At 28.0% G+C, this 21,282-nt stretch carries 24 protein-coding genes; 4 read left to right on the top strand and 20 right to left on the bottom strand.

Annotated features, from left to right (window positions below):
* Positions 1-10: 10 nt before the first annotated feature.
* The 20 genes from AYC61_RS04020 to AYC61_RS03925 all read right to left on the bottom strand — a co-directional run bounded on the left by AYC61_RS04020 (position 11) and on the right by AYC61_RS03925 (position 18,146).
* Complete coding sequence (locus AYC61_RS04020) at positions 11-214, bottom strand: hypothetical protein (RefSeq protein ID WP_156456334.1); 204 nt, start codon at positions 212-214, stop codon at positions 11-13.
* Positions 215-1,001: 787 nt separating this feature from the next.
* The gene (locus tag AYC61_RS04015; RefSeq protein WP_066497241.1) at positions 1,002-2,984 is read right to left on the bottom strand and encodes a complex I subunit 5 family protein; all 1,983 of its coding nucleotides are present in this window, start codon (positions 2,982-2,984) and stop codon (positions 1,002-1,004) included.
* 15 nt (positions 2,985-2,999) lie between these two features.
* On the bottom strand, positions 3,000-4,445 hold the full coding sequence (locus AYC61_RS04010; RefSeq protein ID WP_066497240.1) for a proton-conducting transporter transmembrane domain-containing protein: 1,446 nt from the start codon (positions 4,443-4,445) through the stop codon (positions 3,000-3,002).
* A 9-nt stretch (positions 4,446-4,454) separates the two neighbouring features.
* Entirely contained in the window at positions 4,455-5,921 is a 1,467-nt protein-coding gene (locus tag AYC61_RS04005; RefSeq protein ID WP_066497236.1) for a complex I subunit 5 family protein, read from the bottom strand.
* The gene (locus AYC61_RS04000) at positions 5,908-6,276 is read right to left on the bottom strand and encodes a sodium:proton antiporter (RefSeq protein ID WP_066497231.1); all 369 of its coding nucleotides are present in this window, start codon (positions 6,274-6,276) and stop codon (positions 5,908-5,910) included. The genes AYC61_RS04005 and AYC61_RS04000 overlap by 14 nt, the downstream gene beginning before the upstream one ends.
* 36 nt (positions 6,277-6,312) lie before the next feature.
* The gene (locus tag AYC61_RS03995) at positions 6,313-6,726 is read right to left on the bottom strand and encodes an MnhB domain-containing protein (protein WP_162265432.1); all 414 of its coding nucleotides are present in this window, start codon (positions 6,724-6,726) and stop codon (positions 6,313-6,315) included.
* A gap of 11 nt (positions 6,727-6,737) precedes the next feature.
* A complete protein-coding gene (mbhE, locus tag AYC61_RS03990) occupies positions 6,738-7,007 on the bottom strand; it encodes a hydrogen gas-evolving membrane-bound hydrogenase subunit E (RefSeq protein WP_066497224.1) in 270 nt (89 codons plus the stop codon).
* Positions 7,004-7,243 (bottom strand): hydrogenase subunit MbhD domain-containing protein, encoded by a 240-nt coding sequence (locus AYC61_RS03985; protein ID WP_066497222.1) that lies wholly within the window; start codon positions 7,241-7,243, stop codon positions 7,004-7,006. Before AYC61_RS03985 ends, mbhE begins: the two co-directional genes overlap by 4 nt.
* 40 nt (positions 7,244-7,283) lie before the next feature.
* Positions 7,284-7,559: a monovalent cation/H(+) antiporter subunit G gene (gene mnhG / locus AYC61_RS03980; protein ID WP_066497218.1), complete on the bottom strand. Its 276-nt coding sequence runs from the start codon at positions 7,557-7,559 to the stop codon at positions 7,284-7,286.
* Between the two features lie 182 nt (positions 7,560-7,741).
* On the bottom strand, positions 7,742-7,987 hold the full coding sequence (locus AYC61_RS03975) for an MrpF/PhaF family protein (protein WP_066497216.1): 246 nt from the start codon (positions 7,985-7,987) through the stop codon (positions 7,742-7,744).
* The gene (locus tag AYC61_RS03970) at positions 7,977-8,447 is read right to left on the bottom strand and encodes a Na+/H+ antiporter subunit E (protein ID WP_066497214.1); all 471 of its coding nucleotides are present in this window, start codon (positions 8,445-8,447) and stop codon (positions 7,977-7,979) included. The genes AYC61_RS03975 and AYC61_RS03970 overlap by 11 nt, the downstream gene beginning before the upstream one ends.
* Positions 8,448-8,774: 327 nt before the next feature.
* Positions 8,775-10,778 carry a sigma-54-dependent Fis family transcriptional regulator gene (locus tag AYC61_RS03965; protein WP_066497209.1) on the bottom strand — a complete coding sequence of 668 codons (2,004 nt, stop codon included), beginning with the start codon at positions 10,776-10,778 and terminating at the stop codon, positions 8,775-8,777.
* Between the two features lie 93 nt (positions 10,779-10,871).
* The gene (locus AYC61_RS03960; RefSeq protein WP_066497206.1) at positions 10,872-11,216 is read right to left on the bottom strand and encodes a hypothetical protein; all 345 of its coding nucleotides are present in this window, start codon (positions 11,214-11,216) and stop codon (positions 10,872-10,874) included.
* Entirely contained in the window at positions 11,216-12,487 is a 1,272-nt protein-coding gene (locus AYC61_RS03955) for a DUF1576 domain-containing protein (protein WP_066497203.1), read from the bottom strand. The genes AYC61_RS03960 and AYC61_RS03955 overlap by 1 nt, the downstream gene beginning before the upstream one ends.
* Before the next feature lie 434 nt (positions 12,488-12,921).
* The gene (locus AYC61_RS03950; RefSeq protein ID WP_066497201.1) at positions 12,922-14,139 is read right to left on the bottom strand and encodes an MFS transporter; all 1,218 of its coding nucleotides are present in this window, start codon (positions 14,137-14,139) and stop codon (positions 12,922-12,924) included.
* Positions 14,140-14,434: 295 nt separating this feature from the next.
* A complete protein-coding gene (locus AYC61_RS03945; protein ID WP_066497196.1) occupies positions 14,435-14,965 on the bottom strand; it encodes a hypothetical protein in 531 nt (176 codons plus the stop codon).
* A gap of 101 nt (positions 14,966-15,066) precedes the next feature.
* Positions 15,067-15,351: a zf-HC2 domain-containing protein gene (locus tag AYC61_RS03940; RefSeq protein WP_066497194.1), complete on the bottom strand. Its 285-nt coding sequence runs from the start codon at positions 15,349-15,351 to the stop codon at positions 15,067-15,069.
* Positions 15,341-15,856, bottom strand: coding sequence for an RNA polymerase sigma factor (locus AYC61_RS03935; protein WP_066497192.1), 516 nt, complete (start codon positions 15,854-15,856; stop codon positions 15,341-15,343). Before AYC61_RS03935 ends, AYC61_RS03940 begins: the two co-directional genes overlap by 11 nt.
* Positions 15,857-15,859: 3 nt before the next feature.
* Positions 15,860-16,147, bottom strand: a complete 288-nt coding sequence (locus AYC61_RS03930) for a hypothetical protein (protein WP_066497190.1) — start codon at positions 16,145-16,147, stop codon at positions 15,860-15,862.
* Complete coding sequence (locus AYC61_RS03925) at positions 16,140-18,146, bottom strand: hypothetical protein (protein ID WP_066497187.1); 2,007 nt, start codon at positions 18,144-18,146, stop codon at positions 16,140-16,142. The genes AYC61_RS03930 and AYC61_RS03925 overlap by 8 nt, the downstream gene beginning before the upstream one ends.
* Positions 18,147-18,326: 180 nt before the next feature.
* Between AYC61_RS03925 and AYC61_RS03920 the strand changes: the two genes are divergently transcribed.
* From AYC61_RS03920 to AYC61_RS03905, 4 genes are all read left to right on the top strand, one after another.
* Complete coding sequence (locus tag AYC61_RS03920; RefSeq protein WP_202906796.1) at positions 18,327-19,601, top strand: M14 family metallopeptidase; 1,275 nt, start codon at positions 18,327-18,329, stop codon at positions 19,599-19,601.
* A 225-nt stretch (positions 19,602-19,826) separates the two neighbouring features.
* Positions 19,827-20,180, top strand: a complete 354-nt coding sequence (locus tag AYC61_RS03915; protein ID WP_066497186.1) for an ArsR/SmtB family transcription factor — start codon at positions 19,827-19,829, stop codon at positions 20,178-20,180.
* The gene (locus tag AYC61_RS03910) at positions 20,180-20,668 is read left to right on the top strand and encodes a permease (protein WP_066497184.1); all 489 of its coding nucleotides are present in this window, start codon (positions 20,180-20,182) and stop codon (positions 20,666-20,668) included. Before AYC61_RS03915 ends, AYC61_RS03910 begins: the two co-directional genes overlap by 1 nt.
* On the top strand, positions 20,662-21,189 hold the full coding sequence (locus AYC61_RS03905; RefSeq protein WP_066497182.1) for a permease: 528 nt from the start codon (positions 20,662-20,664) through the stop codon (positions 21,187-21,189). Before AYC61_RS03910 ends, AYC61_RS03905 begins: the two co-directional genes overlap by 7 nt.
* Positions 21,190-21,282: the final 93 nt, after the last annotated feature.

The following is a 21,282-nucleotide window of genomic DNA, read 5'->3' as shown; positions in this document are numbered from 1 at the left end:
TCCTTTTTATTCATCTATTCTTTGACCTTACTTTTAGCATTTTAAATTTAATTTGATGTGTAAATTCAGTTGTGGCTATAAGTTCATCAATATTTACACTGCTGTTTTCGTTTTCTTTGTTTCTACTTATTGCTTTCTTAAGAACTATTTCTTCTGACACTAGCTTATAGGTCTCTTCTCCTTCAATTGTATCGCCATCCTCAATAAATTCCATATACATTATTATACCATAAAGTTTAATAGTTAGCCTGATCCCATCCGTTCCACCGAAAGCGTTAATTTACTGTAGGAAATATAGGGATAGAAAAACCCCTTCGTGATAGTACAAGAATTGTTTTGTTTTATTATAGCATATTTCCTGTTGACGCGTATTCATGTTTTGTATTTACAGTAACTCTCTCTTTAAAAGATATTTGATAAATACAGCTATGTAAAGGATGCTACGCACCCCGTTGGTGGCAAGTCCTTGACATACTTATATTTTCCAAATAATTAGCACTTAAGAGAATGTTAACATTATTATATGATTAAAATCATAAACTAAAATTTCAATAACTATACAATATACATTTTTACTATCCGCATATACCTCTTAAACTTTTTAATACATTATATAATTCATTGGTTTTACCTATTTTCTCTACTATAATGTCACTTTTAAATACTTCTAAATATTTCTTTCTTCTCTTTTTTTATATCTTATTAAATCTTGTATTTTATAGGAGGTGTAAAGCTTTTAGAAGATTTGTCGAACGAACTCAATTTAAGTATTTTTTTAATTATTAGGATGCATCAAAATGAGTGAACTCACATCAATATTTTTCATTTTGATACATCCTTTTAGGCATATAAAAAAAATAATTACGTTGCGAAGTATTTTTGATTATTTTCTAGGCATTTAATCACATACATACTTACTGTATTAAGTGATTAAGTAACAACGAAAAGACTCAAAGAACGAATAGAATGACTAGTTTATTTATTAAATATGCCTTATATTATTATAATGCAATGATAAAAAGAATACTTCCTAATGTAAGTGCAAATATTAATATTGAGTATCCTATATTATTTATTGTAAATAAACTATTAGATATTACTCTTGACAGATTTTCTTTACTATCCTGAGTTCCTTCTTCAATTATATATGAAGTATTGTTAATATTTTTTAATAATTCCTTTGTCTTTTTGGAAATTTTCTTATTAATTGGCTCGATATCTACTTGACTTAACTTTTTTAAAGATATAGCTATAAATGTCACACCTTCAACAATCATTGTATCAAAAACATGCAATATTTTAGCTGATATATGATAACTTATTGTAAGCACAGGTTTATAAACATCTGCTTCTAAACTCAAACATTTCAATGTAGGATTTACATATGTTTTTCCCTTTAGTAAGAACTTTTGAATAAACAAATAATATATTAATACTCCTAATGCTGTAACAAACAATGAGCTTTTTATACTCTCTAAACTATAAACATTTAAGTGAATTATTTCTTTTATACCAAACATTTTTAATGCTCTTGATAACAAAGGCTTTAAGCTATTTGGATTTAAACCTACATAAATTACTACTACAGCAAGTATAATCATTGGAATTATTGCTCTTTTTTTTATTTGCTCCTTGTATTGACCTGTAAATTTCTCATTTTTTTCAACAAATACAAACATAAAAATCTTTAATAAATAAGCAGTGGTAAATGCACTTGCTAAATAAAATATAATTTCAGCCATTATGAAAAATATATTGTGGTTTTCCTTTGCTGCTTCCGCTAAGGCTTCATGTAATATAGTCTTGCTTATAAAACCATTAAATCCAGGAAAGCCTATTATTGCAAACAATCCTACCAAAAATATAACTTTTAAAAGCTTTTTGTTCTTGCCAAAGCCTCTAATTTTATTAATGCTAAGTTCATGTAAAATCATATAAATTACACCTGCTGTTAAAAACAATAAAACCTTGAAAATCCCATGATTAAACACATGATACAATACACCTATGATAGCTACTTGTTTATCGTGTAAAACACCAACCAAACCAATGCCCAAGGTTATATAACCTGCTTGGCTCATACTGCTATAAGCTAGTATTCTTTTGATATTTCTCTGAAACATAGCCATAAATCCACCAAAAAACATATTTATAAGTCCTAAACCTATTATTATCATTGATAATAAATAATCTGAATCCATCATTATATTTACAACAATAATCATTCCAAATATTCCTGCCTTGATTAAAATTCCTGATAGAACTGCACTTGCAGGTGTTGGAGCTGCTGGGTGAGCTTTTGGAAGCCATATGTGTAATGGAAATATACTAGCTTTAGCACCAAAACCTACTAAAATTAAAAAGCTTATTACATATCTAATATTGCCTAATGTTTTTACCTTTAAAGGCAGCTCATCTATATTTAGAGTTTGAGTATAATCAAATAATAGAAATAACCCCATCAATAACACTAATCCAGCTCCAATAGCCATACTTAAATAAGTCTTTCCGGCATCTAGTGAGTATTTATCTTGGTCATGTATTATTAAAACATATGAAGTAAATGACATGATTTCAAAGAATGTAAATAGATTTAATAAGTTATTTGATATAAAAATGCCAATTGTACTACTAAGAGTAAGCATAAAAAATGCATAATATCTATTTCTATTCTTATACTTTATCAAATAAGCTCTTGAATAAATTATACATAAAAACCAAACAAATGCAGTTATCCACACAAATATATATCTAAAGGCATCTAATTTAAGGTCTAGCCCTGTACCCATTATGTTAGGAATAAAAACACTAATATCTCTTACTATCACTACTTTATATAAAAATGAAACTACTACAAGTAGTAACCCTGTTGTTATAAAGTTTATACGATTTCTATATTTTTCACTATATCTACCAACTATATATCCTATCACACACCCAATAGTCGGTATTGATATTAAGCTAATTAGAATAATACTATCCACGTCAAATTCACCCCTTTAAAGCACTTCATTTACTATACTTATTACATAATTTAATACTACATTAGGAAATAGACCTAAAAACACTATAATACCTGTTAGTATAGTAATAGGTATTAGCATATTAAACTCTGCTTCTACTTTTTCAATATTTTCTTGATCTTTTTTATGAAAAAAAGATGTTATTATTACTGGAAGTATATACATTGCAGTTAAGAAAGCACTTAACAATATTATTATTGGAAATATGACTTTATTGTCTAAACCACCTAGCGCAAGATACCATTTACTCACAAAAGCATTAGTTGGTGGTATACCTATAAGTGATATAGATGCTATAGCAAAACAACCCATTGTAATTGGCATACTCTTGCCAATACCTTGCAATTGTGAAATGTATTTTTTATGAGTCTGTACATATATAGACCCAGCACAAAAGAACAACGTTATTTTTATTACAGCATGGTTTATTAGATGCATCAAAGCACCAATAAGCGCACTTTTATTCAATAGTACTATCCCTAGTAAAATATATCCCAGCTGACTTATTGTAGAATAAGCCAATCTCTTTTTTAAATTATCTTGATGTAATGCTAATATAGAACCTAACAAAATTGTTAAAACAACCATTATGCTTAAATAAATATTTGCTCTTGTAGCTTCAACAACTTCAGCTCCAAATATATAATATGTTATTCTTATGAGTGCAAATATTCCTGATTTCACTACTGCAACAGCATGTAACAAGGCACTTACAGGTGTAGGTGCTACCATTGCTGCTGGGAGCCATGAATGAAAGGGAACCATGGCCGCTTTCACTCCAAAACCAACAAACATAACTATATATATTAACATCATATCTCTATTAGCATACATGATATTTGCTAGAACACCTCTGTTAGTAAAATCAAGATTACCAGTAAAACTATAAAGAATCATCATTCCTAACAATACTAATGTCGCTCCACTAAACGAATAAATGAGATATTTCTTCCCACTATATAATGCATCTTTACTTTCAGCATGTATTACTAAAGGAAATGTAGATAATGTTAACAGCTCATAAAAAATGTATAGTGTAAATAAGTTACCAGCAAATGCTATACCCAACGTTATCCCTAAAGTTGCTATAAAAAATGTAAAAAACCGTTTTTCGCCCTTTTCATGCTTCATATAGCTTATTGAATACGTTGTTGTAAATATCCACAAAATACTTACTAATAATGCAAACAAAACGCTTAATTTATCTATCTTAAAATATATATCTAAAAAAGAGCTGATCTTTACAAAGTGTACATTCACCTTTTCATTAGACTTTATTAAAGCAATAATAATTAACAGGTTTGTAATGACTGTAAAATATAAAAAAAAGTTTCTATTCTTCTTATTTTTAAATTTGATTATGTTTTTCAATTGTGCCATTAATAACGGAAAAAAAATCGGTAATAATAAAGTATATTTCATACATTCCTCCTAAAAATCTATGTTTATCAAATTTATTAACTGCAATGAAAATATCCCTGAAAGTACTATTAAAAAAGTTAAAATTGTTAAAGGTATCATTTTAGCTTTCTTAAGCTCTTTGCTTTTATATACCTTGTTTCTTATATTTTCTTCTCCAAAAAATCCATTTATTATAATTGGGAAATAATATGCTACATTCAATAAGCTGCTAAGTAATATCACTCCTACTAAATAAATTTTACCTGATTCTATGGTTGCAAGTGAAAGCTTCCACTTACTTACAAAGCCTGGCAATATGGGTATACCAACCATTGATAAACTACATATTGTAAATAAACCTAACGTTATTGGCATCTCTTTTCCTATACCTTTTAAATCTTTTATATACTTAGAACCAGTTTTATGAATCATAGCTCCAACTATCAAGAACAATGTTGATTTAGTAAGTGCATGACCTATAATATGAAATATACTAATTACAACTCCAAACTTATTACCTAAACCTATTCCATAAAAAATATATCCCATTTGAGCAATGCTTGAATATGCTATTAATCTCTTTACCTCCTTTTGATTAAGTGCAAATATAGAACCTGCTATCATACCTACTAAACCAAATACTAACAAAACATCTAATATACCTATTTCTTTAATTAAAGATATACCAAACACTCTATAATATATTTTTATTAGTAAAATTACTGGTGGCTTAATAACCAAAGCAGATAATATTGCACTTGAAGCAGTGGGAGCTGATGAATGTGCATCTGGCAGCCAAGTGTGTAAGCCAAACATAGCACTTTTAACCCCTAATCCAATAGTAAAAAGACATACACTGATTAGAATTAACCTATTATAGCTTTCTCCAACGTTCATAATAGCCTGCTGACACATATCCATATCTAAAACACCTGTTAAGGGATATAAAAATGCTATACCCATAAGCACAAGTCCTGAACCTAAACTACTTAAAATCAAATATTTAAGTGTCGCTTTTATACTCTCTTTGCTGTCCTTTACTGCTATAATCCCACAAGAAGTTAAGGCAGATATCTCTAAAAATACAAATGCATTAAATAAATCATTCGTAAATACTATACCTAGTAATGAAGCTAATAGTACATTTATTAATAAATAATAAAGATTTTGTTTTTCTATATTAACTTCATTTTTTATAATAAAATAACTGTAAAAACATATAAGCAAGGTAACAACACTGAATAATAGACCGATTATAGCCTCTGTATTGCTTATAAAGAATGTTATACCTATTGGTGCATCAAAATGACCAACTCTATAAGTATAGCTACCGTATTTATAAACATAAATAAAATGTACACACATCAATATAAATACTAGAAACAAACTAATTGCTGATAATTTTTTTGTATTTTTTTTATTTATTATTATAAATAAAAAGCCTGAAATAAAGAGTATCAAAATACTTAGTAAAGGTATGCTTCTAACTAAATCCATTGTTCTTCCTCCTTATTTCCATAATTTCATCTAATTCTATAGTTCCATAATACCTATATAACTTAATGGTTAGTGCTAATAACACTGCTGTAACGCTAAGTGCAACAACTATTCCAGTAAGCATTAATGCACTTGGTAATGGATCGACATAGCCACCACTTGTGCTATTTAATATAGGAGATTGCTTGCCTATAATAAAACCTTTTGCTATAAAAAATAAAAAAACCGATGTATCCATAATATTCATGCCTATAATTTTTTTTATCAAATTATTATGAATTAAAAGTGTCATAAATCCTATACCAAATAAAATAATTGCTCCTGTTTCAAAATAGTTATCTAACAAAATCTTCATACAATAAACCTCCTTGTCCTAAGCATGATTATGGTTCTATAGACTTTCAGAGTTAAATATATTAAAAAGTAAATAGACAGTAATGCTTACTATGACTCCAACAGCAATATTAAGCGGTAAAATAGCACCTGCACTAATTATATTTCCTGCTTTACCTAATGGTAAAACGGGCAAATGAAAATTATCACCTAAAAAATAATATCCTTTTAATAACCCATAAAATATTAAAGCTGTTGCCATAACTCTCATTAATTTTGTAACAGCTAAGATTTCATTTAGTTTCTCCTTAGGACAAATAAAGCTGTAAAGTATTAAACTAGCACCAGCTATAGTACCTCCTGCAAAACCTCCTCCAGGCGATAGATGTCCAAAAAACATAACATATACACCAAACATCTGAATAAAAGGAATTATTACTTTTAGCATTTCTCTTAATATAACGCTATTCATATATTCACATCCTATTTTTTTAATAAAAGAATTACTATACATATAACACCTGTAAATAAAACAGTCGCCTCACAAAAAGTATCAAACGCTCTGTAATCTAATATAATACCAGTCACTACATTTATAGCTCCTGTATCTTTTACTGAATCATCTATATATTTTTTTGAGATAGTTCTCTTTTCAAATGCTTTATCACTATGAAAATCAGCTAAATCACATACTCCTAGCAATAATATAGATATAATAATTATAGTAATAATTATAGATAAAAAAATTCTCATCTCTTAATACCTCTAATCTTTTTAAGTGTTATAACAAATAGAATTGTAGTAATACCTGCTCCTACTGCCGCCTCTGTAATTGCAACATCTGGAGCATGTAACTGCTGCCAGAGTATAGCCATTATTAGTGAATAAACCATAAATATAATTACAGCAGACAATAAATTTCGTATAACTGAAACTGTTATGGCTGAAATTATTAAAAATGCTATCATTATAAAACTAAAACTTTCCACAAATTTCACTCCACTTCGTATTTAATATAACTTAATAAAGTTATTTTTTATTCGCAGCTTTTGCAATTAAATGTGCTATGGTAGGATTACTTATCCATACAAATACAATTACCAACATAAGCTTTACAGATACAAAGTTAAAACCATTGTGTAATGCTAATGCTGACAATGATAGAGCTAATCCTAATGTGTCACATTTTGCTCCGCTATGGATTCTAGTCATTACATCAGGAAATCTCAATATACCAATTGTTCCAACTGAAAAGAAAAATAAACCACCTAGTAGTAATATAATTTCAAGAATACTCTTTATCATTTTTTCCTCCTGTTTTGTGTATATTGTTAACCCTGATTATTCATATAACTTTGAATAATATGCTGTATAATTCTGAATTAGAAGATTTCAGTAAATTCGAAGGCATACTAGGTTGGTATGTCGAGAATTTAATGGATATCTTCTAATCAGAAGGATGCAATATAGTATTCTATTTTCTATGATTAATCTGGGTTACAAACAAATATTGATGATAGAAAACTAATAAGTGCATAAACTAGTACCACATCAATAAAAAATGTTTCATGTATGATAAATGCTACTGAAGCAATTAGCACAATAGTTTTGGTACCTATAATATTTATTGCAACTAGTCTATCTAATTTTGAAGGACCTATTACAGCTCTTATCATACAAAGTAAAATATTTATGCTAAGTGCTATAATAAAGATTTTTATTCTATACTCCATAATTCATCTCCTCAATTTTTAGAAGTATTTTTTCAAGCTTTAAATCCTTTAAGTTTTCACTATCTCTTTTAGTAAGACAGTGAATATCTAGTCTATCGTCTTTAATATCTATTGTTAAAGTTCCTGGTGTAAGTGTTATCGAATTTGCTAATATAGCTATATAAGATTTGGATTTTAGAGAAGTTTTAATAGAAATTACATTTGGTGATATTTTAATATTAGGTTTTAAAATTATTGCAGCTACCTTAAAGTTTGCTATAATTATTTCTTTGATTAGAATTAATGAGTACCATACAAAATATAGAACTTTAAATATACTAAAACTACTTGTCTTATTTGTTTTAATAAAGCTTCTGTTCAAATAGCAAACAATCAAGCTTAATACAAATCCAATTACTACAGTTTCTATGTTAACGCTTTCAGCTAAAATGATAAAAAACAATAATAATATAATAATCAAAATTATTCTCCTTTGTTTAATTAGTTAATGTATTATATCGCAAAAATCATACCAATTTTTTATTATCTCTTGAAACACTGTTGTTTACCTAATTTTCAAATTTAGATCATATAAAAAACAGAGTGATTTTTTACTCTGTTTTTATTTTTATATAATTTTGTTTTATTTTGATACACTTTTAGTTTATTTATTGTTTCATTTTGTTACACGTGTTTCAAAATGATTCATTAGTACGTTCTTTATTACCATCCTTTGTAAGTCACGTAGCTTATTATTTTTGATTGAGCTATGGAAGAGATTTTTTAACTCGCAGAAGAGCGTATTCATTTACTTTGAAATACTCCCTTTTAATAAATACTTATCCATCTTCCTGTACAAAGTACTTCTTCCAATACCTAAAAGCTTTGCTGTCAAAGCCATGTTTCCTTTACATTTTTTTAGTGCTTCTATAATTGTATTTTTTTCTATTGCTTCTAAATTGTAAATATCGTTATATATTGCAATATTATCAGTATTTTTATTATCCATATCTTCAAATATATATCTTGGTAAATCATTTGATGTTATGTATTGATTATCTTTTACCATATTTATTGCTCTTTGTATTACATTTTGTAATTCTCTAATATTTCCAGGCCATGAATATTGTTTTAATGCTTTATAAAAACTTGAATCTATCCCTTTTATTTTTTTATTCATCTTATCTAAAAATTTATAGATAAAATAATCACTAACCTCTGTTATGTCTTCTTTTCTATTTCTAAGCGAAGGAATATATATAGGCATTACATTTAATCTATAAAATAAATCATCTCTAAAATTGCCTCTTTCAACTTCTTTTTTTAAATCTTTATGTGTTGCTGCTATAACTCTAACATTAACTGGAACTACTTCATGTCCACCAACTCTTGTAATTTGTCTCATTTCTAACACTCTCAACAAACTTACCTGAGCATCTAATGGCATATCTCCTATTTCATCTAAAAAAATAGTACCTTCGTTAGCCCGTTCAAATTTTCCATGCTGCCCACCTCTTCTTGCTCCAGTAAATGCTCCTTCTACATATCCAAATAACTCGCTTGCTACCAGTTCTCTTGGTATCGCTCCACAATTAAGCACTACAAAGGGCTTTTTCTTTCTATTACTTTCATTATGAATAGCCTGAGCAAACATCTCTTTACCTACTCCACTTTCACCTAATAATAATACTGTAGTATCACTAGCTGATGCCATCATAGCCATGTTTTTTGTGTTCTTCATGGTTCTACTATCACCTATAATATCATCAAACGTAAATCTTGCCTTTGCTCCAACTATTTTATTAACAAGCTTATGAACAACCTTTTCATTTTTAAAAGTTATAACTATACCCTCAAGACTTTCCGAAGCCAAAAACTTTATAGGTGTTATATTTACTATGCACGGATTACTTTTACCACTTTTTGTTTTAAAATATATTTCTTCCTCTTCAAATCTTCTTCCTTTTTCTATCAAGTTTTCAATCCTTAGATAATCATTTTTATATAAAATGCTTTCTATTCTTTTACCCACAATATCTTTTTCCTTTAATTTCAAAAATCTTCTAGCAAACAAATTAATATCTTGAATTACTCCTTTACTATCTGTACATATTAAGCCTTCTGATATAGATTCCATTATTGCGTAAAAATGTTTGTTAGCTAAGTCCAATTGCTTATTTATATTTTCTAATTTCAATTCATTTTCTATAGCTTGAGATGCAGCAATTACCATACCTAACGTATGTGGATATATATTATTTTTTACTCCTGTTAAACTTAATACTCCAATTATATTATTCATATCGTCTTTTATAGGACATGCAGATGAAGTCCAATTATGATATATTTTGCAAAAATGTTCCTCTCCAACTACTTGTACGGCTTTTCCAATTTTTAAAGCAAGTCCTATTGCATTTGTTCCAATTACATCTTCTCTTATATTACATCCTTTGTAAAAATTCAATTTTCCATATTTATTGATAAAGCCTGGTTCTCCAAGCCATTCAAGAACATATCCATCTTTATCTGTAAATCTAATTATAAGGTTTGGACCTCCAACAAGCTTATTCAAACTTTCCATGAAAGGCTTAGCTCTTTTTATCAATGGTAACATCTTTTGATATCTATGCGACAAATCTTTACTATTTAAAGATATTTGGATTTCATTAATATAAGGATCTATTCTATATGTTTTACTTCTTTCCCACGAATCTATAATAATATCCCTAATAGTCTCATCTTTATTGCCTTTATGAATAAATTCTTTCCAAGTCTTTAAAGTTACGCCTCTTCCAATAGCAAGCTTATCCAAAATAGCACCCCTCTCAAAAACTAAAAAATAGCTTCACCAAATCGTCTATATATACTACTCCCAGATAATTGGGCGTTACATGAATAATCGTAGTTACTTATTTTTATATAATTCAATATCGATTTTATTATCGTCTATATTAACATTTACTTTATCAACCATCATTCCTATAAGTGTAAGTTCAGTGTCTACATCGCAATCGCCTGTTAATTCCCAATAGTATTCTTCCATTGCCTCTTGCTTAGGACAGTTGAGATATTTTATTAAATTATCTATTTTTTCTTCGTTATTTTTCTTCGTATAATTACTTTTTGCACATATCTTATACCTATTTTTCTCATCTTTAATATTAACAAATACATCATCTGCTCCTATTGACAATAGATATGTTATAAGCTCATCTACTATCTTAGATATTCTTTTTTTAGTATGTTTCATTAATCCTCATCCTTTCTAAAAGCTTCTATTATAGGTACTAAAATAGATGCAACTATACCTGCTGCAAATCCATTATTATATAAATTCATACCACCATGTAAAACTCCTACATTTAAAACAACTGAAGAATGAATAAATCCTGCTACTGTTCCATAAAACCATCCAAACTCTCCAGCTATTGGTGCTAATGCAGTTCCAAACAAAGCTGCCAATTGTATAGATGGATCATTGATAGCCCATACTTTTATTAGTGATCCTAAAAATACTCCTAAAAAAATAGGTAGTATATTTTTGTAATGTTTACCAAATGCTCCAAATCCAACTATTGTTAATATTCCGCTTATAGTTGGTCCATTTAAATCTCCTCTTATTAAGATAACATATGATAGTGCAATTAATCCATTTAAACCCATATTGATTAGCGTAGGTGCAAAGCCTTCAAGTAAAATAAAATCTGTAACCAATCTACCTGTATATTTACTTATATTCTTAACACCTTTAAATGACTTATTATTTAATATAAATCCTGTAATAATAAATGAAATAAACACTATGCAAAAATACGTTCCCAATAACAAATTATTTCCTCTAGTCCATATCATGCGTGGATTTGGTAAAAATCCAAATGATTTAAAAATCGAAACAAATATAGTCCCTATCATACCTGCTGCAAATCCAATATTGTATAAGTTAAAACCTTGATGAACCCTAATAAGATAAGTTGCTAAAGGAGGTAATATAAAGCCAATAGTTATTCCAATAAATACACCAAAGACTAATCTCATAGTTAATGAAAATGATGTGCTAAAAATAATTTCAGTTACCATCGGAGCCATAGCAGTTCCAAATAAAGCTACATAAATATATTTAGAGAATTTTTCCTTTTGCACTCTCGAATATAAATACACCCCTAAAACTATAAACCATACGTTAAATAAATTTTTACCAAACAATGCAAATCCCGATATTAGAAACAATGCCGCAAATGTAGCTCCGTTAAAGTTAACTTTTAACCGGTATAATAAAAATATAAATATCAAAGTGAGTAACCCAGCATTTAAAAAGGCTGCACCTATTCCACCTACTCCAATATAATCTGTTATAAGAGTATCTGGTTCTATCATAATCCTGTATAAACCAATAAATATTGATTTAGGATTATCTACAGCAAACCCAAACAATATCAAAGATATAGCATAATAACTAAGTATTTTAAATTTTAAAGGATTAGTAATATCTTCTCTTATCTTACCTCTTATCAGTTTTATCAAAATACCTCCTTACATATTCAGATTCAATCAACAGATATAAATTATACATATATCTGTAGTTTGTTTTATGTTTATATTATAATATAGCCTTAAATATCGTCAACTATGTGTTAAATAAAATGAAAATTTGCTATCAGATTCTAATAAAACGTTTACAATATATTATTTACAGCATTTTTTGAACTCTTGTCAAAATAGTAGGACTTTTTATTATAAAATTTATGTATCTCCGAGTAAAAAAAGTCTTGTATGGCTTCAATCTAAAAACGTTGAGTCACACTTACCTCAAAGGTTGACCCTAAATAGAAATTTTTTAAACTTTTACCCAGATAGTAGGACTTTTTTATTACATAAAAAAATATACTCCTCCTTTGGGTAAACAGTTTTTATTTTTTATACTGTCTACCATAAGAGGAGCATATCACTATCTGGGCTTATTTTGATATTAAACTATTTCCTTTTTTATTTAATCTTTTTCTTATACTAATTAACAATAAGTAATTTATAGTTAACAATGCAGGTATAAGATATAGTATGCTACTAACCTTATAATTCATTGATATATATGCTCCAACCATCGGAGAACAAATCCATCCAATACTGCCAACTAAACCTTGGTAACCAAAGAGTTCTCCTCTTCTTTCTGGACGAGTATTCTCAGCTGTTATAGATGTAATAATAGGTTCTACTCCACCAATAAAGAAGAATAATAACCCATACAATAATGCAAACATGTATAGTGAACCAGCTTTAGTCAAGCTTAAAGAAACAACAAACGCAATACCTAATAATATTGTTACAATTTTTAATTTATCATACTTATCACCTAACCTACTTATAGTAAGTCCCGAAACGGCTGATGCTATTCCAATAATTCCATTGATGTAACCTGTTAATTTAGATGCTCCTTCAGTTGTATTTAATACTCCTTGTATATATAGTGGAAGATATGGTGAAAATATAGTTCTTGTAACTCTATGAAAAAACAAAACTACAATTAACGAAACAACCAATGGTGTAAATAATTTGTAATTGCTCTTTTCCTTATTTGAATCTTGTTTTTCACTTCCCTTAACTACAACTTCTTTCTCTTCAACAACAAAAAATAGTACTAAAAGAAAACCTATTAACATTACAATTGAACCTAAAAAAAAGCTGAATCTAAAACCAAAATTATCTGCAAAATACCCACCTAAAACAGGACCAATAGTATATCCTATAAAAGTTGAAGACGAAATAACTCCTAAAGCATATGAAAGCCTTTCTTTTGGAGTTGTTGCAGCTACAAATGCTGTTGCGGCTGTTATTGTTCCGGTAAATAATCCTTGACAACCTCTTAATATCACCAACTGCCAAACATTAGTTACAAAACCCATACCCGCAATTACTAATATTGCAAAAAACATTGCTCTAAGTATCATTAACTTCCTACCGTATTTATCTGCCAACTTGCCCCAAACTGGTGCCATTATAGCCATTGTTACAGCAGGTGCAGTTGATAAAATACCAGTAAAAAATTTTATTTGCTCTGGTTCTACCACTCCTAATTTTTGTATGTAAAATGGTAAAAATGGCAATCCTAACCCGAAGCTTGTCAGAGATATTATTTGAGTAATCCATAATGCATATAAATTCTTCTTCCACCGTTGCATAAAAATCCTCCTGTCTTTTATCTTTCTACAATATAATAACACAAATCTAAATTTTAAAAAGCTATTTTTTATTTTTTTAAGGTAATCAAAAGCTAAAATCATACTTAGCATAGATTGAAAATATATGTGAGCCTTTTATTAATCTTTCAATTTGTAACTCCTACTCACTTCGCTCCTAAGAGTAATCAATTCACAAGAAATAAGGGCTACTCTTTTCAAGCAAGCCCTTATTTTCTATGAAATACATATATTTATAACACTAAGTATATTCCTTTCACCTCATATTTACATATAACTATTTATTGAGATTTACCCATGAATCAAAGTCATTTTTCATAAACGAATCAGCTGCTACTTGTGTTTGTAGAATTTTAAAATGTTTTCCTTCTCTTTTACCCATATGTCCCTTAAATATCTTTACTACAACATAACCTATTATACTTATAATAACAAATGCTGCTAACACCTCAAATATTACTGATGTAGATGTAGTAAAACCTATATCCTTAATCATTTTAGTTAAAGCATTCTTGTCTCTTAAATCACCTCTACCAAATAATACAACATTATTTTTATCATATCCATAAAATACACCATTATTAGAATGACTTACTTTTAAATCCTTCATATGAATAGATGTTAATGAATTTTCAGTCTCGTCACCAATGATAATTAAATTTTTTGGTTTTTCTTTATCGTTATTATTCATTTTGTATTGATTCAGACTTAGATTAATAGCATTATGACCTTTATTATTGGATATATATTCAGCTAAATCTTCTGCTGTCTTACTATGTTTATCAGATGCAACAACAACTATATCCACTTAACTTCAACCCCTTTAAACATAATCCTCCCTCATAGTTATAATATGCAATTAGCGTAATAATCTACACTAAAAAAGAGTTTAAAAGGGTTATATATTACTTAATTTATTAAAATCCCTATCAGCATTAATAAAATATATAAAGCAAAACCAGCTAATACAAACCTCTTTATGATAAATCCATAATATTTTTCTAACATTTTTGTTTCATCAAGTATAGGAGGGGACTTTTCTTGTAATCCTTCTATATTCAAAGACATTGATGCTTTTATACTTCTGCAATATTCACAGTTTTTCAAATGCTGGTCAACAAATTCTTTTGTTTCTTTTCTACATAAATTTTCTTCATATAAAGGAAGTAAATCTAAAATTATATTACAATTCATAATTATCCACCTTCTCATACAATTGTCTAAATTTTATTCTAGCCCTGTATATTGTAACCTTAACTTTAGCAAGACTCCAATTAAGCTTATTAGCAATTTCTTTATAAGACAACTGTTCTATATCAAATAAAATCAGAGCATTTCTTTGATCATCATTCAGCTTATCAAGTATATTATAAATCATTTGAGAATTTTCTTTACAACTTATATATGCTTCTGGGTTTTCATCTCTTTTATTGTTAACAGCTAATTGTTCGTATGGTAATTCTTCAAATTGGAATTTTTTATTTTTTCTAACATATGAAATGAACTCATTTCTAGCAATAGTCAAAACCCAATTTTTTATTGAAGCCTCTCCTCTATAACTATAAAGAGATTTAAAAACCTTCAAAAACACTTCTTGTGTTAACTCTTCAGCAACAGCTTTGTTTTTGAGTTTTATATTTAAAAAATAGTAAACTATATCTTTGTATTCTCTATAGATATCTTCAATTTTTTTATCCATAATTTATTTACTCCATAATATACTCCATAAGCTTATCCACAATAAGAATACGCCTACAAAAGAACATCCTAAATAAAAAACTAGTCTAACTTTTTTTATTAGCTTTTTATCCTTTTCACTTAATACATCTACTTCTGTCATTAGTTTCTTTGCTTTTTCATCTGGTATATAATTTTTACATTCATCACAAGCAGAAATATGCCCTTTCACCCATGCTAGAGTTTCCCCTTCCAGTCCTTCTATACCGTAATAGTCTATCAAGTCTCTTACCATCATACAATACTTACTCATTTTTAATCACCTTCCCAAAATCATATAATGCTTTTACATTACCTGTTTCTGAGTCAACTCTATATACATGGTGTTCTTTTTTACCAAAAGGCGTAATTTCAATAATATATCCGTAATTACAATTATTATCTTGGTCAATAAACATACCTAAACTCACTTTTGATTTATATATCTGCCAAGGCTTATATAGATTCTTTACTGATTTTAAAGCTCTATTTCTTGATATTTTAAATTCTGAGTAAGTAGGTTTATTATTATTTTTAGTTTTCCATTTATAGAAACTAACAAGTTCTTCATCATTATCTAATTTAATAATTATCTTATCTTTTTCATTAGAAAATATATATTCTGTACCTTCAATTTTAAAACTATATTCTTCATCATCATAGAATAATTTGAAATATCCTAGTACTTTATCTTTGTTTTCTGTTTTAGCAGAAACTGCTTTTTTGTTTTTTGCACTATATCTTATAATATCTCCACTTAAAGTATCTATCCTTAATGTTTCTTTATGTTTAGTATAAATATTGACAATTGGATTACTGCTATAATCATTAGAAATATTATTAATTACATAAGGTGGAACGTCATTGTTTAACTTTTCATAAAACTTTGTAACAATATCTTTTACATTACTTTCTGTCATTTCTATATCATCAAAATATGACAATGGATAAAGTCCAAAATTACTGTTATAACCAATCAATTTACCATCTTTACTCCACACTAAGTCTCTTCCGTCATTGTACAAATTGTGTTCTTGATCTGCAATTTCTCCATTTGTAAACTTTAATGGAAATTTAATTTTAAACACTTCATCATTTTCTTCAATAATCATTTCTTCAACTAAAGGATTGTATGGATTATCAATTGATTTTAACCATTTTACTGTCATATCTTTTATTTCTTCTTTTGATTTTATTTCATCTAAATATACAACTTTTACATCTCTGGATTTTCTATATATACTAAATATTCTATTATTAGTTGAAAAAAATCTTATTCTATAATCATTTATAACACTTTCTATTTCATAATATAATATTCCTCCACCAGAGCCAATAACATTAAACGGTGAATCATAATCATTTAAAGCTTTCCTTGCAATCATTTCACATGTTTTAATATCACTCAAACTAGCATTTTCCCTTACTGTTGAATCCCAAATTGGCTGTGTATTATCAATACTGTAATCAAATAAATTATAAAAAGGGTTTAACAAAATAATACAAATGCATGCTGTAATAGTAGTAAAGGTTTTTGTAAATATACTTTCTTCTTTATTTTTTTTATGTATTAAATAATAAACCATTTCATAGCTACCTAAAAGGAATAAGAACAATGATGATACAAGTAAAGCAGTTCTGTCGCTACTTGTAAAATTACTACTTTGCTCAATTAATCCTAATAATAAACCTATTAAACTAAAAAAGTAAAACAAACTAATTCGTTTAGCAGATTTCTTCCAATACATCTTAAAAAAGAAATATATAGTCAGCACAACAATAACAACTGTTATAATTTCAAGTAAAATATATTTCAAGTTTTCTACTAAATCAAATTTAAATATTCCAACTAATACAATAAACACCTTATATATTATTGGTGTTGACATTATCAATGTATCGAAGCTGTAAAAATATCCTTTGTACTTGCTTTCTTTCATAGTTAGAATATAATAAATTCCAACAACTATCATATATCCAAAAAATAGATTATTCCACAACCCTCTAACAACATTAACAGAATTAATGATATCAGTATTACTATTACTTATAATTTTATGTAAAAATTCTACTCCTAAAGATATCAGGAAAACAACTCTTAGTGCTGAACCTAAAATTGCTTCATTCCTAGAAAATAATTCTTTTTTATAAAAAATATGAACTAAATAAAGTAAAACTAATAAACTTATACTAACACCTATTATACTCATTCCCAAATCTCCGATTTCTGCATATCTATCAAGATGATTAGGAATACCCGCTAAAAAACGCATATTAACACTACCTTTCTAATGAATTATAAAAATTAACGTTAATTCAACAATAATGACGTAATTCACTTAAAAAAGTTACACAATTTTTAAACTTTTAACACAACTACGAATATATTAAATCAAAGAGTAACGTATTTAACTAACTATATATTATAATCTCATATAGAAATCTAATAGGAGGTGTTCATTATTTTAAAATACGGAAGTTCTGGAACTGATGTCATAGAAATACAATCCTTATTAAAACAAATAGGTTATAATCCCGGACCAATAGATGGCTATTTCGGCACTCAAACAGAAAATGCAGTCAAAGCTTTTCAAAGAGATAATGGTCTAGTAGCAGATGGTATTATCGGTCCGAACACCTATCAAATTATTAATACTTTACTAAACGGATATGATATATATTATATTCAGCCGGGAGACACACTCTGGCTTTTAGCTCAAAGATACTACACAACTGTAAATAGCATTTTAGCAGCTAATCCCGGAATAAATCCATATGCCTTAATGATTGGACAAAAAATTATTGTTCCTTATGGTATTGATGTAGTAGATACAAATATATCATATACTTACGAAATAATGGAAAGAGACATACAAGGTTTAAAAACAAGATATCCATTTATTGAAGTTGGTTCTGCTGGAAAAAGCGTTTTAGGTAGAGATCTGTATTATATAAAGCTTGGAAAGGGTGATAATAAAGTATTTTACAATGCTGCTCATCATTCACTGGAATGGATAACGACTCCGCTTTTGATGAAATTTACAGAAAATTTTTTGAAAGCTTATGTTAACAATCAAACAATACGAGGATATGATCTGGATTATATTTGGAATAATAGTTCTATTTATATTATGCCACAAGTTAACCCTGATGGAGTAGATTTAGTACTAAATGGTTTGCAAGCTGACAATCCTTATTATAATGATTTAATATCCTGGAATAATGGAAGTACTGATTTTTCAAAGGTATGGCAGGCTAACGTAAGAGGTGTAGATTTAAATCATAACTATCCTGCTAAATGGGAGGAATCCAAAGAATTAGAAAGCCAAATGGGTATAACAGGTCCAGGTCCTACAAGATATGGTGGTGAAAAACCTCTATCAGAACCTGAATCTACAGCAGTAGTTAATTTCACTAATAATCATAATTTTAGACTAGTACTTTCTTATCATACTCAAGGTGAAGTAATATACTGGCAATTTGAAAATCTTGAGCCGCCTGAAGCATTAACAATAGGTAAAATGTTTGAAAAAGCAAGTGGTTATAAATTAAGTACAATAACAGGAATTGGCTCCTATGCAGGTATGAAGGATTGGTTTATACAAGAATATAGAAGACCCGGATATACTATAGAAGCAGGAAAGGGAAAAAATCCATTGCCAATATCTCAGTTCGATAAAATATATAATGACAATGAAGAAATATTACTACTTGCTTCAATAGTTTGATTTAGAGGGATATTTTTATTTAAAATTATATTGACTCACAAGTTTTGGAGAGGGAGACATGTATACATGTCTCCTAGTAATATTATTAATTATAGATTATAGTTATTTACTTTGAGTTCTCTGCTTAAAAAATAATAGTAAAATTTATCATTTTACTATTGCATAAACTAATTAAGTATATTATAATCTAGTTAAGTAATTACTTAATTGATTAGAGGTATGTTTATGAAAGACATGGTAGCTAAATTTAAAGCACTAGGAGATGAAACCAGATTTAAGATATTTATTTTAATTTCTAAAAAAAAGATATGCTCAAAATGCATAGCAAAAAGATTAAATATCTCCGAATCAGCAGTTTCTCAACATTTAAAAATTTTAAAAAATGCCAATTTGATACACGGTGAAAAAATCAGCTATTTTACTCTATATACAATTCAAGAAACAGAGCTAAAACAAATGAGTGAGTTTTTGCTAGGAAATTTACAAATTAGTGATGAAATGAGAGCTATACTTGATATTTCTGGTAATTGCAAACACATATGCTCTGGAAAAAATAAATATTATTGTGGTGATAAATAATGACTATATTTTATGTACTTGTAATTGTTATGTTATTAGTTTCTTACATAGCAGACAAGAAAAAAACAAAAAAAGCACTTAAAATAGCATTAAAAAAACTAAAGAATATTCTACCTGCTTTTCTTACTATGCTAATTATGGTATCTATAGTACTATATCTAGTACCTGATGCTATGATTGCTAAATACCTAGGTGAAGAAAACATCTTGAGTGGAGCACTAATTGCTTCTTTATTAGGTTCTATTTCATTAATGCCAGGTTTTATTGCTTTTCCATTAGCTAAGGTACTTCTCAGTAAAGGTATTAAATATTGTGTAATTGCTTCCTTTACAACTTCTCTTATGATGGTTGGTATAATTACTTACCCAGTAGAAAAAAAATACTTTGGTAGTAAACTTACTATTGTTAGAAATATCTTTAGTTATGTAATTGTATTAATTCTTGCATTAATTATTGGACTAGCTTATGGGGAGGTTATAATATGGTAAAGAAAAAAAAGCTTATATTATTTATAGCTTACTCTGTATTCATAATTGTATCATTATTATTTAAATACGAACCTGGAGTGAAAATCAGCTATAATTTTTATTTATTTGCATTAGATATGATTAAAATACTCCCATTTGCTTTTATATTAATAGGATTATTCGAGGTATGGGTTAAACGAGAAACTGTAGAAAAGCATTTAGGAACTTCATCTGGTATAGAAGGATACTTTTGGGCTATAGCATTATCCTGCACAACAGTTGGTGGTATTTTTGCAACACTTCCTTTAGCTCATTCTTTATATAAAAAAGGAGCAAGATTAACAGTAGTACTCACCTATTTAGGTGCTGCTGGTGTATGTAGAATACCTATGACAGTTTTTGAAGTAACATTCGTAGGGGTAAAATTTTCAATTATTAGATGGGTCGTATCTCTACCACTTATAATTATAACTTCAATATTAATAGAAAAGCTACTTAACAATAGAAACCTAGATATACCTGAAGTTATAGAAGAAAAATAAGTGATGCTCCAAAATTGTCAATTTCATCGATTTTGAAACATCACTTACATAATCTCTGATTGTTCATAGTTATATGAATAATCAGAGATTGTT

This window comes from Abyssisolibacter fermentans (genome assembly GCF_001559865.1).
GTDB classification, from domain to species: domain Bacteria; phylum Bacillota; class Clostridia; order Tissierellales; family MCWD3; genus Abyssisolibacter; species Abyssisolibacter fermentans.
The sequence above is the reverse complement of the archived record's forward strand: the minus strand, read 5'-3'. Positions and strand labels throughout refer to the sequence as shown.